The organism is Paenibacillus sp. FSL F4-0236 (assembly GCF_038000135.1).
GTDB lineage: Bacteria > Bacillota > Bacilli > Paenibacillales > Paenibacillaceae > Paenibacillus_AQ.
This window is the reverse complement of record NZ_JBBOBK010000001.1, coordinates 5,825,381-5,842,905: the sequence shown is the minus strand read 5'-3', so window position 1 is coordinate 5,842,905 and position 17,525 is coordinate 5,825,381. Positions and strand designations below refer to the sequence as shown.

General features: G+C 48.1%; 12 protein-coding genes. 9 read left to right on the top strand and 3 right to left on the bottom strand.

Annotated elements, in window-relative coordinates; all coding sequences use genetic code 11:
• Nucleotides 1-26: 26 nt before the first annotated feature.
• Together NSQ29_RS26035 and NSQ29_RS26030 are read right to left on the bottom strand one after the other, a co-directional pair.
• On the bottom strand, nucleotides 27-3,047 hold the full coding sequence (locus NSQ29_RS26035) for a DEAD/DEAH box helicase (RefSeq protein ID WP_341126441.1): 3,021 nt from the start codon (nucleotides 3,045-3,047) through the stop codon (nucleotides 27-29).
• Complete coding sequence (locus tag NSQ29_RS26030; protein ID WP_341126440.1) at nucleotides 3,044-4,687, bottom strand: SWIM zinc finger family protein; 1,644 nt, start codon at nucleotides 4,685-4,687, stop codon at nucleotides 3,044-3,046. Before NSQ29_RS26030 ends, NSQ29_RS26035 begins: the two co-directional genes overlap by 4 nt.
• 342 nt (nucleotides 4,688-5,029) lie before the next feature.
• Here NSQ29_RS26030 and NSQ29_RS26025 point away from each other — a divergent pair, with 342 nt between their 5' ends.
• The 4 genes from NSQ29_RS26025 to clpB all read left to right on the top strand — a co-directional run bounded on the left by NSQ29_RS26025 (nucleotide 5,030) and on the right by clpB (nucleotide 10,024).
• Nucleotides 5,030-5,497 carry an Hsp20/alpha crystallin family protein gene (locus NSQ29_RS26025; RefSeq protein ID WP_076299931.1) on the top strand — a complete coding sequence of 156 codons (468 nt, stop codon included), beginning with the start codon at nucleotides 5,030-5,032 and terminating at the stop codon, nucleotides 5,495-5,497.
• Between the two features lie 175 nt (nucleotides 5,498-5,672).
• Nucleotides 5,673-6,680 carry a J domain-containing protein gene (locus NSQ29_RS26020; protein WP_341126439.1) on the top strand — a complete coding sequence of 336 codons (1,008 nt, stop codon included), beginning with the start codon at nucleotides 5,673-5,675 and terminating at the stop codon, nucleotides 6,678-6,680.
• 356 nt (nucleotides 6,681-7,036) lie between these two features.
• A complete protein-coding gene (locus NSQ29_RS26015) occupies nucleotides 7,037-7,306 on the top strand; it encodes a hypothetical protein (RefSeq protein WP_341126438.1) in 270 nt (89 codons plus the stop codon).
• Nucleotides 7,307-7,381: 75 nt separating this feature from the next.
• Nucleotides 7,382-10,024 (top strand): ATP-dependent chaperone ClpB, encoded by a 2,643-nt coding sequence (clpB, locus tag NSQ29_RS26010; RefSeq protein ID WP_341126437.1) that lies wholly within the window; start codon nucleotides 7,382-7,384, stop codon nucleotides 10,022-10,024.
• A 91-nt stretch (nucleotides 10,025-10,115) separates the two neighbouring features.
• On the opposite strand, the gene NSQ29_RS26005 is transcribed toward clpB, so the two are convergent.
• The gene (locus NSQ29_RS26005) at nucleotides 10,116-11,756 is read right to left on the bottom strand and encodes a glycosyltransferase family 2 protein (RefSeq protein WP_341126436.1); all 1,641 of its coding nucleotides are present in this window, start codon (nucleotides 11,754-11,756) and stop codon (nucleotides 10,116-10,118) included.
• Nucleotides 11,757-12,084: 328 nt separating this feature from the next.
• Between NSQ29_RS26005 and NSQ29_RS26000 the strand changes: the two genes are divergently transcribed.
• The 5 genes from NSQ29_RS26000 to NSQ29_RS25980 all read left to right on the top strand — a co-directional run bounded on the left by NSQ29_RS26000 (nucleotide 12,085) and on the right by NSQ29_RS25980 (nucleotide 17,516).
• Nucleotides 12,085-13,701, top strand: a complete 1,617-nt coding sequence (locus NSQ29_RS26000; RefSeq protein ID WP_341126435.1) for an ABC transporter substrate-binding protein — start codon at nucleotides 12,085-12,087, stop codon at nucleotides 13,699-13,701.
• 69 nt (nucleotides 13,702-13,770) lie between these two features.
• Nucleotides 13,771-14,721 carry an ABC transporter permease gene (locus NSQ29_RS25995; RefSeq protein WP_042123467.1) on the top strand — a complete coding sequence of 317 codons (951 nt, stop codon included), beginning with the start codon at nucleotides 13,771-13,773 and terminating at the stop codon, nucleotides 14,719-14,721.
• 4 nt (nucleotides 14,722-14,725) lie between these two features.
• Nucleotides 14,726-15,571, top strand: coding sequence for an ABC transporter permease (locus tag NSQ29_RS25990; RefSeq protein ID WP_042184173.1), 846 nt, complete (start codon nucleotides 14,726-14,728; stop codon nucleotides 15,569-15,571).
• Between the two features lie 15 nt (nucleotides 15,572-15,586).
• Entirely contained in the window at nucleotides 15,587-16,606 is a 1,020-nt protein-coding gene (locus tag NSQ29_RS25985) for an ABC transporter ATP-binding protein (RefSeq protein WP_341126434.1), read from the top strand.
• Nucleotides 16,596-17,516, top strand: a complete 921-nt coding sequence (locus NSQ29_RS25980; RefSeq protein WP_341126817.1) for an ABC transporter ATP-binding protein — start codon at nucleotides 16,596-16,598, stop codon at nucleotides 17,514-17,516. The genes NSQ29_RS25985 and NSQ29_RS25980 overlap by 11 nt, the downstream gene beginning before the upstream one ends.
• Nucleotides 17,517-17,525: the final 9 nt, after the last annotated feature.

The window sequence follows — 17,525 nt, the reverse complement described above, 5'->3', positions numbered from 1 at the left end:
TTTGGTGGTCGTTGCAAGCGTTAAGATTAGTCTGTTAAGCCTCTCCTTAATGTAAATAGGTCTTTCAAAGCCTCAGTAGACAGCTCGGTAATCCAGCCTTCGGAGCTGGAGATGACATTATCACTTAGCTGCTGCTTACTCTCCAGCATCTCATCAATCTTTTCTTCGAGCGTCCCGAGAGCGATGAACTTATGCACCTGTACATCACGCGTCTGGCCCATCCGATAGGCGCGGTCTGTCGCCTGATTCTCAACGGCCGGATTCCACCAGCGATCGAAGTGAAATACGTGATTGGCTGCGGTTAAGTTCAGACCGACACCTCCGGCTTTGAGAGAAAGGATGAATACATTCGGCTGATCAGACGGTGGTGCATCTGGACGTCTGGACCCTTCGTCCGCGGAAGGTGCAGGCGTCTGGAATCGCTCAATCATTCGGTCACGCGCCTGTTTGGAGGTGCTTCCGTTCAAATAAAGGACAGGCTCCCCAAGCTCCTGCTGTAGAACAGCCTGAAGCATTTTTCCCATCCCGACATATTGCGTAAAGATGAGACAGCGCTCATCCTCTGCACGCAGCTCCTTAACCATATCCAGCAGTCTTTCAAGTTTAGAGGAACGGTTAATGAGTAGACTGGTATCCAGTTTATTATCCGAATCGGTTTCAGGGAGGACCTCCTTAGTCACAAGCATCGGGTGATCACATAGCTGCTTAAGTCCGGTCAAAGCCCCAAGAATAGCGCCCTTACGCTCAATACCTTCCAACTTCTGCATACGGTCGAGCAGTCCGTTTACGGTCTGGTCATAGAGCGCAGCTTGTTCAGCTGTCAGATGGACATAGGTCTTCATCTCGTTTTTATCTGGAAGATCGAGCTGAATGTTAGGATCCTTTTTCTTACGGCGTAGCATGAACGGCTTCACGAGATTCTGTAAGTCCGCTGTACGCTTCTCGTCGCGTTCCTTCTCAATGGCATTACTGAATCGGTCGTTAAAGGCTTTGGCACTACCCAGATAACCTGGGGTTATAAAATCATAAATGGACCACAGCTCAGATAATCTATTCTCAATAGGTGTTCCTGTCAGCGCAATCCGGTGTAAAGCCGGGAAGCTGCGCACAGCTACCGACTGCTTCGTTTGAGCATTCTTGATGTTCTGTGCTTCGTCCAGGCAAATCGCCGCCCAAGTGAATTCCTTCAGCAACTCCTGATCAAGCGCTGCAGTCGCATAAGAGGTGAGTACCACGTCAGCTTGCGAAGCAGCGCCATAGAAGAATCCTGCGTCCAAACGGCGACTTCCGTAGTGCAGCATCACATTCAAAGAAGGCGCAAAGCGCTGCAATTCCTTCTGCCAGTTGCCCAGCACGGAGGTAGGGCAGATGATCAGAGCAGGCCACCCCGGAGGGTCGGTCTGGCGACGGGATGAGCTAGGATCGGTATTTTCTTTGATATGAAGTAAATATGCGATGAGTTGGACGGTCTTGCCAAGCCCCATATCATCGGCTAGACAAGCCCCCAAACCGAATTGACGCAGGAAAGTCAGCCAAGCATATCCTTCATGCTGATAGGTGCGTAGCTCTGCCTGGAGTCCTGCGGGCACTGGAGGCTTCGGCCATTGTGAGCGCTGGCCGAGCTGACCAATGAGACTGATCAAATGCTCGTTTAGCTCTACCTCGAGCCGCAGGCGCGCCGCATCCTCTTGAAGCTGCTCTTCTGTAGCCTCAGCCTCAGCTTCCTCACTCGCTTGCAGCAAATGAAGCTGAAGCACATCTTGGAAGGACAAGCCTTGCGACTTGTCCATACCTGCCATGGCTCTTTGGATTTGCGCCAGCAGTGCGGGATCGAGCGAGACCCATTTGCCTTTGAAGCGGACGAGTCGTTCCCCTCTTGCGACCAGCTCGGCAAATTCAGCTTCGGTGAGGTCGACGTCGCCGATGGAGATTCGCCAATCGAAATCGATGATCGAATCGAGGCCGAACAGCGACTCGCCGCCGCTGCGTTTGTCCTCGCCGGAGCTGATCTTGGCGCGCAGGCGCGGTTTTTTCCGGCTGGCGGCTTCCCACCACGCCGGCAACAGCACTTGCCAGCCTGCATCCAGCAGCCGCCGGCTCTCGGCGGTTAAGAACCGCCAAGCGATGGCATCGCTGAGCGGTTCGGCCAGCACGTCGCCGCCCGCCGCGAAGCGCTCGGGCGGCAGACTGCCGCGGAGGCGCTCCAGCCATCCCGCGGCGCGTTCGTGCACGTGGGCCGACCATGCTGTCGGCCACAAGCCGTGCGGCTCGCTATCATCGGCGAGCCTGATGGGAACAAGCGCGGATTCATCGCGCTTGTCCTGAAGGATCAGCTGGAGCCGCCAAGGGGATTCATCCCCTTCCGGCTCCAGCAGCTGAAGTGCGGGCCGGAAAGGCGCGGTATCCGCCTTCCAGCCAATGGCGATAAGCCATGCAGCGGTATCCATGCCCGCTGCAAGGGCCCCGCTTCTATCGAATAGAAGCGGGAATTCGCTCCGGAGGTCGCCTGCCTCGGCCTCCGTGCTGTAATACCTCTGCGATACGGCGGCGGAGAACGCCGCGCGTAACCCGCGGCTAAATTCGCTGCCGCCATTTAGCGCCTCAAGAGCCCCTTTGGCAGTGTCATTCTCCACTGCCACCTGCGCCAAAGCGCCCTCATCCCAGGTCCATTGCAACCTCCCGGCGCGATAAGCGGAGATATCTGGAATATACTGTTTGTTCTCCAGACATATAGTCAGAAGTGGCGCCAGTTCAGTCAGGTGAGCCGCATCGCCCTCCCAGTTCCATTCGATATGCGCCAGCAGCTTCTGCTCTGTAAAGAAAGGGATGACCTGCTCTGCAGGTAGAATCACTAGCTCTACACCTTCGCCAGCTGATTGAACCGTTAACTCCGTTCCATAAAAAGACGCCTCATGCCAGGCGAATAACCGCTGTTTAAGCTGCAAACCGGGCAAGAGATCTTCTCTTTCATTCATTCCGTATATTAAAGCGTCGCCATACTGGCTTAATGCAAGCCGGATGGTCAGCGTGCGCAAATGCATGTTCATGGTATTAGCTTTCCTTTCCGAAGCTCCTCTTGCAGCGCACGGAGTCTGCTGTGCTTTGTGGTGAAGGCAATGAGGAACTCTTCCCACCGTTCTTCTTGTTTCATTTTTTTATACAACTTGGATAATCGCTTCAATAGTTTCACAGCCGCCTTGTAGCTATGTCTATTCTTATCCAGCACAAATCTTTCGACGGCCTGATGGTAGAAGGGGAGCAGAACCTCGGGTGCGTTTTTCTCCATAGGCTGGAGGTCTGTAACACGAAATTCGGAAGGCAGCTTACCGATGGACAGTTGATAATCCATCCATGTCTGCCATTTTTCATAGGTAATTAACTTCTCTTCGTATACTTCTCCAGAGATAGGTAACATGGTGGCTAATGTATTCCACATCTGCGGCTCAGCTTCAGGAAGGTGGCGAACGGCCTCTTCCCATCTGTTCGAATAGTTATTCAGATTGTAGAGTCTGCTGCTCAGCAGTGGACCGATCTGAACAAGCCAACCTACCAAGCGTGACCATTCACCTGCATCCAGAAGCGGGGAGGTGAAGCTCATAAGCTCATCAGGATGGAGACCTGGGCGCTCGGCAGCCTTATTCAGTAATTCCCAAGCCTTTGGGTCATCTTTCAGATAAAAATACATGCGGCTCTGGGCTAACAGCCACGCATGGCGTGACAGTGAAGCGCCTAATTCACTTTCTGCCTGCTGAAGCTGTTTGATTTCATCCAGATAAAGCTTAGTTCCACCGGTATTCGGATAAATCCAGTTTCTCCACAGCAGGTCATAGCACAGTGAAAAAGAGGGCTGATCCCGCAAGCGCTCGCGCGACTCCGTCAACATCTCACGCCGCAAGTAGGAGAGGGTCTCGACGATATGCGGCCACAGATCGTATTCCTGCTCTTGCTCGGGAGACAGCGGGAGTGTGCTTTTTAACAGACGTGTGATTGCTTCCTGTAGCTCAGAGACCGCTACTTGCGTGTAATAGCCGAGTGATGAGGTGAAGGCGACCTGACCGGGTAGATTGGCGGAAGGCTTAGCCAGCTTTTCTAGAAGAAAAAGATGGGCATGCAGGGTAAATAGCTTGTCCATTTCCGGTGATAACTTCGGCTTAAATTTAGTAATGGAAGATAATGCTCGATCCACATATTCAGGATTCCGAGTGGTATGTGCCAGAGGCGTGATGCAGAACGCAAAATACTCGCGCCACTCCGTGATGCCTCCGTCAGCGATACGGCTGGCATGTTCTTTTAGCTGCTGCTCGTGCTTTCCATCGGTTCCGACAGGTGAACTACTTGATGTTTTTGGGAGAAAAGATGCGGCTTTGGCGTTAGCTAGAACTTGTACAGACCTATTCTGTTGTTCAGCAAAACTGAGCAGCACGGCGGCCATATGCTTGCAATGACCTGAAACAGGGCAGTTGCAATGGCACCGAGTGAAGCTGTCCAGATCAATAGTAACGCGGTAATCCTCTCTACCTTCAACAAGGGCATTGATCTTAGATGGCTCCGTCATAGTGAACGAACGAATACGGCTTTGCTTATAATATTGGAACCCTCGTTTGAGGGTGAGGTCATCGAAATAATAGGCGACATTCTGGATGAGCTTACTCCACTGCGTATCATCCATAGTATAGGTTGGTTGCATACAATTGGTCTCCCGTAAGAAAAATGGTCGTTATTTGACCTTCATTATATCATTTCTTTTTGAGTAGGATGTTTTGGCGTTGTAATGAAAGCGAAATTGCTGGCTTGTATGGAACGTGGGGCCTAAACATATACTAATCGTGCTGAATTTTGAAGTATAGATCAAACAAAGGTCAAAAAAGGTCAAAACATTAAAAACATTAAAATTTGTAGCATTAAATCAGCTAATTTGCCTGAATTTGACCGAAAATTGGCTTAAATCGGTTTTGTTATTCCTCTGATAGGGGACTATAATAAGGTCATAGGTCAAATAAAGTCAAAGTCAATGAGAGGAGAATGGATAATGTTTGATTTGGTTCCTTTTGGTAAACGTAGAGATGATGCTTTTGGTATGCTGGCTAAGTCTTTAAATGATGTTTTTAATGATGATTTTTTTGCACCGATCAAGAGCTCCACGATGTCCTTCAGAACGGATATTCGCGAGAGTGAGCAGGCTTACCTGATTGAAGCTGAACTTCCTGGCTTTAAAAAAGAAGAAATCGACATTGATTATGCCAGCCCTTACTTGACGATTAAAGCGGTGCGGAAGGAAGAGAATGCGGAGGAGAACAAGGATCATCAAATTGTACGTAGAGAACGTCGATATGGTGAATATGTTCGCAGATTCTATGTTCAGGATATTGCAGTGGAAGAGATTCGCGCGTCTTTGAAAGACGGATTACTGAAGCTGGAAGTTCCAAAACAGCAAAAACCACAAGGGAAACGCATTGAGATTCAAGACGGAGATTCTAGCGCTTCGCAGTCTGAATAAGCATAATTTAGGCGGTAATAGTTTCCGCTCAGCATTTTAGAGATAGGCAGCGAGCTTTTAATATAGTGTTATGAATAAAAGGCGCATTGTAGTGGAGGATTCCGGCTATGGTGCGTCTTTTCTCGGAATCGTACGATGAGTTGTATTTAATAAAGCGTTGAAAGGAGGAATCCGAATGGCTAACAAAAGCTATTATGATGCTTTGGGCGTGAGCAAAACAGCAACTAAACAGGAAATTAAAAAGGCTTATCAAAAGCTGGCCAAGAAGTGGCATCCCGATGTGAACAAAGCCTCTGAGGCAGAGGCGAAATTCAAAGAAGCGGCTGAAGCCTATGAAGTGCTGGGCAATGAGGAGAAACGCAAGCTTTACGATGAGGAGCTGCTTTATGGGGCTCAGCGTGGTAGAGCTGGTGGAGGTGCGTCGAGCGGAGCCTCTTCGTGGGATTCAAACTATGGTGGAAGCTGGAGCGGCGGAACTTATTCTGCAGGAGGTTCTGGCATTTCGGAGGAAGATTTGTTCGGAATGTTTTTTGGGAATCGGGGATCGGCGGATCGCGCTGGCTTTGATTTCTTTTCTAGTAGTGGTAGTGGGCGTTCGAACGGCAATCCATGGGGTGAGGCGCGTAGTTCGACGCAGTCGCAGCTGGATATTACGTTGGAGCAGGCCTATAAGGGAGCAACTGTAAGAGTGCAGATCGGTGATAAAACTGTGGACGTTCAAGTTCCGCCGGGATCTAGTGAAGGCACGATTTTAAAAATCGCAGGAACCACTCAGAGTGGCATAGCTCCAGGTGGCGATGTACTGCTGGCACTTCATATTCTTCCTCATGATATATACGAGCTTCGAGCTGGCGATTTATACGGTGTAGTTGAAGTTGCTCCATGGCAAGCGGTATTGGGTGGTGAGGTGAAGGTTCCATTACCGGGTGGCGGTGCCGTGAAATTGAAGATTCCTGCAGGAATTCAAAGTGGTAAAACGCTGCGTATCCCAGGCAAAGGTTTGAAGCGTGAGAATGGTGCGAACGGTGATATTTTATTTGGTATTGAGATTGTTGTCCCTGAGCCAACCAGCGAAGCGGAGAAGAATTTGTACCGTAAACTGGCTGAATCCAGTAATTTCGAGGCTAGAGCTAAACGTCAAAGCGCTAGTGCGCAGCGCCCGAAGGCAAAAGTGGGTAATTAATAGGTAGGTAGAGGTAACTTTGTATGAATAGAGTGCTAGTAGTAGAAAAGTAACTTAATTAGAAACTAACTATAGTAGAGACCTGTGAGAAGTGTCGGGAAAAGGAAGGGTAAAAGTGTTCTAAAGGTGCCGATTTCGGCTCGGTGAGCGAAAAGAGGGGTAAAAATGCCCCAGAATGAGTCGTATTGGGCTCGATGAGCGAAAAGAGGGGTAAAAATACCCCAGAATGAGCCGTATTGGGCTCGATGAGTGAAAAGAGGGGTAAAAATACCCCAGAATGAGCCGAATTCGGCTCGATGAGCGAAAAGAGGGGTAAAAATACCTCAGAATGAGCCGAATTCGGCTGATCACTCGAAATGTACGGTATTAATCCCGCAGATAGCGCCAAATGCGGCTCATCCGTCCAAATGTACGGTATTAATCCCGTAGATAGCGCCAAATGTGGCCCATCCGTCCAAATGTGCGGTATTAATCCCGCAGATAGCGCCAAATGGGGCTCATCCGTCCAAATGTACGGTATTAATCCCGCAGATATCACCAAATGCGGCTCATCCGTCCAAATGTACGGTATTAATCCCGCAGATAGCGCCAAATGCGGCCCATCCGCCTCAATTCAGCGGTATTAATCCCGCTAAATCAATCTATCCCGGCCAAAACGGCCGATCCTATATATCAGTCCTAAATAGAAAGGTGAGAGAGCTATGGATTTCAATAAACTTACTCAAAAGCTGCAGGAAGCAGTAGCTGCGGCGCAGTCGCTGGCTTCAGAAAGCGGACATCAGGAGATCGATAATCTCCATCTTTTAAAAGCGTTACTCCAGCAGCAAGAAGGCTTGCTGCCAAGATTGCTGCAAAAGATGAACGTCCCCGTAGCTGAGCTGCTGCGCAGCACGGATGAACTGCTTGGGCGCAAGCCGAGCATAAGCGGATCAGGAGCAAGCACAGTACGGCGTTATGCCTCGCAATCGCTGATTCATCTGCTGGAACAGGCGGAGAAAGAAGCAGCGAAGATGCAAGACGAGTTTGTTTCGGTGGAGCATGCCGTGCTGGCCATGGTGTCGGATTCGAGCAGGGATAATCGTGAGCTGCGTAATCTTTTTGTCAGTCGTGGATTAACACGCGAGAAGCTGATGTCTATACTTGCTGAGATTCGTGGACATCAGCGTGTAACGAGTCGGGAGCCGGAGGCTACTTATGAGGTGCTGGAGAAATACGGACGTGATCTTGTAGCAGAGGTTCGCGCGGGTAAGATCGATCCAGTCATCGGACGTGACGCTGAGATACGTCGTGTGATCCGAATTCTGTCCCGTAAAACGAAGAATAACCCTGTGCTGATCGGTGAGCCAGGTGTAGGTAAAACAGCGATTGTGGAAGGCTTGGCTCACCGGATTGTACGCAAAGACGTGCCGGAGGGGCTGAAGGACAAGACGATTTTCTCGCTGGATATGAGTTCCCTTGTAGCAGGCGCGAAGTTCCGAGGTGAATTCGAGGAACGCTTGCAGGCGGTACTTAGGGAAGTTCGTGAAAGTAACGGCCGTATTATTCTTTTTATTGATGAGCTGCACACGATTGTAGGCGCAGGTAAAACCGAAGGTTCGATGGATGCGGGCAATATGCTGAAGCCGATGCTGGCTCGCGGCGAACTGCACTGTATTGGTGCCACAACGCTCGATGAATATCGCAAGTATATTGAGAAGGACCCTGCGCTGGAGCGTCGTTTCCAACAGGTGCTAGTCAGCGAACCGGATGTAGAGGACACAATCTCCATTCTACGCGGTCTGAAGGAACGGTTCGAAGTCCATCATGGAGTCAAAATCCATGACAGCGCCCTCGTCGCTGCAGGTGTTCTGTCTAACCGCTACATTACGGATCGTTTTTTGCCGGATAAAGCGATCGACTTAGTGGATGAAGCTTGTGCCATGATCCGTACAGAGATTGATTCCATGCCGGGTGAGATGGATGAAGTGACCCGCCGTCTGATGCAGATGGAGATTGAGGAAGCAGCGCTAAAAAAAGAAACGGATGACGCCAGCAAACGCCGTCTGGAAATCTTACAACGTGAACTAGCCGATCTCAAGGAGAAGCAGCTTGGGATGACGGCGCGTTGGGAGAAGGAAAAGTCAGCGATTCAAGGCATCCGCGACCTCAAAAAGCGGCTGGAGCAAGCCCGTAAGGATTTGGTCGATGCACAGGAGGAATACGATCTTAATAAATCAGCGGAATTGAGCTATGGCATCATTCCTGATCTAGAGCGGCAATTGAAAGCAGCGGAAGAAGCGGCACAGCAGGATCAGGATACAAGATTATTGCGTGAAGCTGTAACCGAGGAGGAAATCGCAGATATTGTGTCGCGTTGGACGGGCGTTCCAGTTAGCAGACTGGTTGAAGGCGAACGGGATAAGCTGCTGCGTCTGGAAGAAACACTGCATGAACGAGTTGTGGGCCAAGATGAAGCTGTCAGCTTGGTGGCCGATGCCGTGCTTCGGGCAAGAGCCGGGATCAAAGATCCGAATCGGCCGATCGGTTCCTTCCTGTTCCTCGGTCCGACTGGGGTAGGGAAGACGGAGTTGGCTAAATCGCTCGCGGTCTCTCTCTTTGATCGCGAAGATGGCATGATCCGTATCGATATGTCGGAGTATATGGAGAAGCACAGTGTTTCTCGCCTAGTCGGTGCACCTCCGGGATACGTTGGATATGAGGAAGGCGGCCAACTTACAGAAGCTGTACGGCGTCAGCCTTATACAGTAGTGCTGCTCGATGAAGTGGAGAAGGCGCATCCCGATGTATTTAATATTCTACTGCAGCTGCTTGATGATGGACGGCTGACCGATTCACAAGGCCGGATGGTCGACTTCAAGAACACGATCATTATCATGACCTCAAATATCGGTTCGCCACATCTGATTCAAGGCACCGATGAGAAGGGTCAGCTTACGGAGGCTGCCAAGGATAGCGTAATGAAGGAACTAACTGGTCATTTCCGTCCAGAGTTCCTGAACCGGGTTGACGATATTGTGATGTTCAAGCCGTTGACCCTGGGCGAGATCGAGAAAATCGTGGACAAACTGGTGGACGGATTACGTTTGCGTCTTGCTGACCGGGAAATTGGTCTTGAGTTAACTGAGCCCGCGGTACGCTTTATCGCTAAGGAAGGTTTTGATCCAGTGTATGGGGCGAGACCGCTGAAACGCTTCATCCAGCGAAGTCTGGAGACCCGTGTGGCACGTGCGATCATTGCTGGTGAAGCCGCAGAAGGTACGGTGATTCAAGTAGACGAATCCGGTGGCGGCCTGACGGTGAGCATTATGAAACCAGATCTCGATGAACCACAGCGTACTGAATAAGAAGAAGTTAGCAAAACGGATCGTACTATGGAAAATAAAAGGCGTCCACAAAGCCATTAAGGTTTTGTGGACGTCCTTTTTATGATTACCCTCACTCCACCCAAGGTATTAAATGAGGGTGTTCATCCAGAATGGACAGGTATTGCTCCTTCCAGCCGTATTGGCCATCGGGATCAAGGAGCATGTAACGCAGATATTTTTCTAAGCGGAACTCTGCCTTCGACCAACCGAGATGCTTGAGTCGCAAGTTGCTTAGCTGGTGGGGAAGCTCGAAGACATTCTCTGGGAATCGCCCACAGTGCTGTGGAGATTCATTCCATACATAGTTGAAGTCTTCTTTATAACGAAGCAAAAAAGGACGGTAATTCAAATGAGAGCGCCAGTAAATATCTTCTCTGTAATGGGTGGCGTTCCATAAATCATAGAGACGGAAACAGAATAAATCGACCTCGTCAGCGTACAGCAGGGGTTCGATATTTGCCGCGAAGCTCGCTTCAAAGATTTCGTCTGCGTCCAGACTCAGAATCCACTCGGGCTTCGTTTTCAGAACCTCTTCCCATTGCTGCTTTCGCAGCTCAATTTCATTACTGAATTTGGATATGGTATTGTGCACGAGATGAACGGGAATGCCTTCAAGCACCTCCAGGCAGATAGCTGCTGAATTATCGGTGCTGCCATCATCGATAATGACAGCCTCGTCGATGTATCTGCGATGCTCTTCCAGAACCTGCCGCAGAAAGCGTCCACTTTCATTTTTCACAACCATGGTGAGGGTTAGCTTGGGCCGTTTTCTGGCTGGGGGGACTGTCTCCTTTGAGCTTTCGTTGTCTGGGTTGTCTCTGGTGGGTGTCGGCATTACTGATGCAGGTACTTCGTCCGTAGATGAACTGTTCTCAGTATCAGTGGCTTCAGCTTTGGTCTCCGTAGTTTCTTTGATGAAATCCTCAACTTTACTCAAATCACTGTCTCTATACAAGTGTAGCGCCGGATAATGGGTATCGACGAACAAGGGGATGCCAAGGGCTGCGGCACGAATGCAGAAATGACGGTCTTCTCCCCAATATGAAATGTTGCGAATTTGATTATAGCTAACTCCGGTTTTTATCGCATGCTGACTAATCAGTGTACAAGCCCCGAGTCCGCCCACCTCATAGATTCCGGGAATCCGCATCTTTGCTATAAATTCATGAAATCTGCGATTAATCTCCTCTGGTTGCAGTTTTTCACCGGGCAGTAGCTCCCACTGATTGTATTCGTCGTGCATCCATACCTGCGGCTGAAACATAGTCTCTGGCTGCCACTGCGTCCAGAACACCTCTGAAATAATATCCTTGTTCGTACCTATTAGATGTCTGAGGGTATCAGGATGGAGGATGAGATCAGAGTCTATAAGGAATAAATAATCATAGTTCAAGGTTTGGGCGCGGTTGATCATGAGATTTTTAAAATTGGCTACTTTCCAGACTAAGTTGGTATTCCAAAAGTGGGTAGTATCATTGCGAATATACGCATCGTGAAAGCCGGAGCTCTGAAGATAAATATGATCACCCATGCTTTGGAATTCCTGGAGCAGCCGACTTGATTCCTCATCATCATTATCATCAACTAGATGGAAATCCAGCTCAATATCGGCAATATTCAGACGAAGCAGGGAATTCAGAAATTCTTTTAAAACCATAGGCTTCTGGTGGATTGGACTGCCAATCAATACGCGAACCTTGTTTTCCGTCATTGCCGCCTCCTTGGGGAACGCCCCTCTTTCCTTGGATGATCCTTATGTTCTCAATATATTTACAGGAGAGCGGCAATAATCCTTATTTTTCAAAGTTCTGTAAAGTAAATGAGTATTAGATGTATTAATTCGTAACGATCTGCTGTACAATAACCGAATAATTAGATGACAATATGAACAGCAAAGGATGAGCGCTATGGATAAACCATCAATTGATTCCCTCAATATTACATTAATGTGAAATGCTATCCATTGTAATTCCTAGTATTCCGATATACAATATAAAAAACACAAGCAACGCAGAACATAGAATACGGGGGAGAAACTTATGCGTAAAGGATTATCTGGAGTTATTACTTTGATTTTGTTAACATTTTTGATTAGTGCGTGCTCCGGAGGGAACACCGCCACTTCTACAAATACAAATCAGACACCTGCTACTAATGATGGAACGACAGTAAGCACTGAGATAAAAGATGGAGGCAACTTGATTATTGGAGTTGCTGCTGATCCTGTTATTCTAAATCCGAACTACGCGGGTGACCGTGTCAGCCTTACGATTGACCAAGCGCTCTATGCTCCACTGTTCCAAGTAAATGATGGTAAGAAGACCTTCTACTTGGCAGACAGCCTGACCCTTTCAGAAGATAACCTGACTTATACGTTGAAGCTGAAAAGCGGACTGACATGGCATGACGGAGAAAAGCTTACTGCTGACGATGTCGTGTTCACGATTGATAGCATCCTCGATGAGAAGCAAAACAGCATGTTGAGAGCGAACTTATTCATCGGTGATAAACCCGTTAAGGCCGTTAAGGTGGATGATCTGACCGTAGAGTTCAAGCTTCCGCAGGTCAGCCCAGCTTTTGAAGCTACACTAGTGCAAGTATTTCCGATTCCAAAGCATATTTTTGAAAATGAGACGGATCTAGAGAAAAGCACCAAGAATGCTAATCCTGTTGGATCTGGACCATTTAAATTTAAGGAATATAAAGCGGGCGAATATGTTACATTAGAAAGATTTGATAACTACTTTGGCGGCAAACCACATCTTGATTCTGTTACGTACCGGATTGCTAAAGATACGAATGCTGCGAATCTCGCACTTCAGAGTGGTGAGATCAACATTAAATATCTAGATCCACAGGATGTTGGAACGATTGAAGCTTCGAACAATTTCGAAATTCTTCCTTATAGTGAAGGCCGATTGTCGTACCTGTTGTTCAACGCGAACAGCGATAGAGGTGCTCTTGCTAAAAAAGAAGTTCGTCAAGCCTTGTCTCTAGCACTAAGCCGTGATGAAATCATTCAGGCTGCTTATTCCTCTAGCGAGTATGCTGACCCGGCGAAGTCATTCTTGACTCCGGATGCATTGTTCTATACTAATGACGTACCTTCTTTCGATAATGATGTGGAAAAAGCGAAAGAGCTTCTGCAATCGGCAGGGGTTAGCGATCTGAAATTGAGATTGATTGTATCGAGCGGTAATAAAGCTCAGGAAGCCATTTCACTATACGTGCAGCAAAAGCTAAAGGCCATTGGCGCTGAAGTTGAACTGCAAAATATGGATGCCTCGGCATATGGTCAGAAGTTCAGCGATATGAATTCAACAGATTTTGAACTTGCGATTGCAGGTTATATTATGGGTTACGATCCTGATGCTTACAGAATTTTGTATACTTCTACTGCTGACTCTAACTACTCGCATTATAATAATGCTGAAGTCGATAAGTTGTTCAATGAAGGTGCAGGAGAAGCTGATGTGACTAAACGTGGTGAGATCTATAAGAAGATCCAAGAGATCATTGCTGACGATGCACCGATTTATCCAATTGCTAATACTAAGACTATTGTAGCTGTCTCCAAGAACTACGGCGGTCTGGAAGAAGCAGTCTTGAAGCCTGTCGTTATTTTTGAAGATTTATCGAAAATCTACCTTAAATAAAAACGGGAAAAAGTAAGCTGGGTTATCCAGCTTACTTTTTTACCGATACAGAACTGGGAGAATAAACGTATGAGACAACTTATCGTCCGAAGATTACTGCAAACCCTGCCGATGTTGTTTTTTGTTTCGGTTGTGTGCTTTGCGATGATTAAGCTGGCTCCGGGGGATCCGGTATTATCCTTCGTTACGCCGAATATGCACGCAGATGATATTGAGCGCATCCGGCATAACCTTGGGCTGGATAAGCCAGCCTACATTCAATATTTAATCTGGATTAAAGAAATATTACAGGGGAATTTCGGTTATTCCCTAGTGAATCATCAGCCAGTATTGGATCAAATTCTAGAACGCCTTCCTGCAACGGCAGGTTTGATGGGTTCTGCGATCGGTCTCGCTGTTTTGCTGGCGATTCCACTCGGTCTTATTGCTGGAGCGAACCGGAACCGCTGGGTAGATAAGCTGATTAATTTCTTATCCTATGTCGGAATATCTGTGCCTTTGTTTTGGCTTGCCATCTTACTAATGTACTTATTCGCGATTAAGCTGCATCTGCTTCCTATTATGGGGATGCGAACGATTGGTGTGGAATCGGCGTTTGATGTATTCAAGCATGGTATCCTGCCTTGCACCGTGCTTGCTTTTGGATTCTTGGCTGGTTATGTGCGATACATTCGCTCTAGTACCATTGGTCAGCTAAAAGAAGAGTACGTGCAGATTCAATATGCTTTTGGATCTAACAAGACAACGATTCTGTTCCGTCATGTAATGAAGCATGTGTTGCTTCCTGTAATTACATTGCTCGGGATGTCTATGGGTGATCTGGTGGCAGGCGCAATTGTTACAGAAACAGTATTTTCATGGCCAGGTATTGGCTCTTTGGGGATGACTGCAGTTAAAGGGATGGATTACCCCGTGATTATGGGAATTACTCTATTCTCCTCTTTAATGCTGATCATCGGTAATCTGGTCGCGGATATTCTATATAGCTTCGTGGACCCACGAATTAAATTAACGAGGTGACCTCATGAATCGCAGTAAATGGAAAAGTGTTGGAGATGAGCTATTTACGAATAAATTGGGCGTCGCAGCCCTCATTACTTTAATCATCTTCTCACTGGGCTCTATATTTGCTTTTTTATCTGGACATGATCCGAATGCGATGGATGTTCTGGCACGTCTGAAATCGCCGGGAGCCGATCACTGGTTCGGGACGGATGACTATGGCCGGGATTATTTTGCCCGCGCATTATATGGTGGCCGGGTATCACTGCTAGTTGGCTTTGCTTCAATGATCATTGCTACAGGCATAGGTGTTACGGTGGGCGTAATCAGTGGATTCTTTGGCGGATGGGTCGATAATCTTCTCATGCGGATGCTTGATGTAGTGCTGTCCATTCCTTCTTTCTTAGTTCTGCTGCTGCTTAGCGTATTTCTGAAGCCGAGTGTTGGGAATATCATCATTATTATTGCTCTATTAATGTGGATGAATATCGCCCGTGTCATTCGGGCAGAGACGATGACGATTAAGGAACGCGAATATGTACTCTATGCAAAAGCCTCCGGACAGAGCAATTTCGGAATTATTTGGCGTCATATTCTTCCGGGGCTAGTGCCTGTTGTCATTGTAGGTGCGACGAATAATATCGCTTCGGCGATAATGATGGAGTCGTCCCTAAGTTTCCTCGGGTTCGGGGTACAGCCTCCGAATGCGACTTGGGGCAGTATGCTTAACAATGCGCAGGGATATATCGCTCAAGCGCCATATCTGGCTTTATTCCCTGGATTATTGATACTATTAACGGTACTGAGCTTTAATGTTTTGGGTGATATTTTGCGGGTAGGCTTTGAACCGAAGCTGATCCGAAGATAGGAGTGTGAAGACATCATGACGGAACGGCTATTGTCTGTCGAGGATTTGAAGGTTTCGTTCCATACAAGGGACGGAGAGAATCAAGCAGTTCGCGGCGTTAGCTTTCATATAGATGCTGGTGAGACGGTAGGAATCGTCGGAGAATCTGGTAGTGGGAAGAGTGTAACTGCCAAGGCGATTATGTCGTTAATTACACCTCCGGGTAAAATTATCGGTGGAAATATTAATTTTCGTGGTGAGAATTTATCGAACCTTTCGGAAAAAGAGTGGAGAAAGCTACGCGGCAATCGTATAGCAATGGTGTTTCAGGACCCCATGACCTCTCTTAATCCTGTAAAAAAAATCGGCCAGCAGCTTACGGAAGTCATCCGTCGGCATCGGGGTTTAAATAAGCAAGAAGCGCTTAAAGAGGCAGCAAGCATCTTGCGTCAGGTAGGTATTAATAATCCTGAACAGCGGCTGCAGCAATATCCGCATGAATTCAGCGGCGGGATGCGCCAGCGGGTCATGATCGCCATGGCTCTTTCCTGTAAGCCAGAGCTATTGATTGCGGATGAGCCGACAACTGCGCTCGATGTAACAATACAGGCGCAAATTCTCGATCTTTTTAAAGAGTTGAAAAATAATACCAGTACAGCTGTAGCGCTCATTACCCATGACTTGGGTGTGGTAGCACAGGTATGTACACGGGTTATCGTAATGTATGGTGGACTTGTGATGGAGGAGGGCACGGTAGAGGATATCTTTTATCGCCCACAGCATCCTTACACGAAAGGTCTGCTTCGCTCGATTCCAAAACGTGACGGCAAGTCGCGGGAACGCCTTGTCCCTATCGAAGGCACACCTCCGGATTTGCTGAATCCTCCTTCGGGCTGTCCATTTATGGAACGTTGCCCTAATGCTTTTGCTCGTTGCAGCGAACGTCCTCCGGTCATCGAATTATCGCCTGGCCATCGTTCGATGTGCTGGCTGGCAGACGGTGTGCAGGAGACTTCAGCCGTAGCTGGTGTTGAAGGGAGCGGTTCTGTTGAGTGATAATAAGATTCTAGTGGACGTAAATAATCTGAAGAAACATTTCTCCAAAGGCAAGGATATATGGGGACGTAATACATCAGTGCTTAAGGCGGTAGATGGCGTAAGCTTTCAGATTCGTCAGGGGGAGACCTTTGGACTGGTCGGAGAGTCGGGGAGCGGCAAGTCCACGGTTGGACGCTGCTTGCTGCGATTGTATGACTATACAGATGGTGAAGTGTCTTTTGACGGGCAGCCGCTGAGCAAGCTTGGAGAGAAGCAGCTTAAGCCTTTTCGCAGACGAATTCAATCGATCTTTCAAGATCCATATTCCTCGTTGAATCCAAGCCTGAATGTGCTTGATCTGATCAGTGAGCCTATGAAAATCCACGGGATCCACGAAGGCGACGAGCGTATAGAGGCTGTTGCGGCACTGCTGGATAAGGTGGGTTTAAAAAGAGAGCATCTTTATCGCTTCCCTCATGAATTCAGCGGTGGGCAGCGTCAACGGATTTCGATCGCTCGAGCGTTATCTGTGAAACCTGAGTTTGTAGTGTGTGATGAACCGATTTCAGCGCTGGATGTATCTGTTCAGGCGCAGGTAGTGAATATGCTGGAGGATTTGCAGTCCGAATTTGGGTTGACCTACCTCTTTGTTGCGCATGATCTGTCGATGGTACGTCATATTTCGGACCGGATTGGTGTGATGTATGGCGGTCGTCTAGTAGAGGTAGCCGAAAGTGATGAACTGTACGAGAATCCTATTCATCCTTATACAAAGGCATTGCTGTCTTCCATTTTGGAGACGGACCCTAGACGGGCTAATCAAAGAATTATTTTAGACGGATATTCGGCAGAGTACGGCAGAGCTGAGACTTCTACATTGCAGGAAGTTAGTCCGGGCCATTATGTTGCCTATGATTTCACGGATTAAGTAGAATCT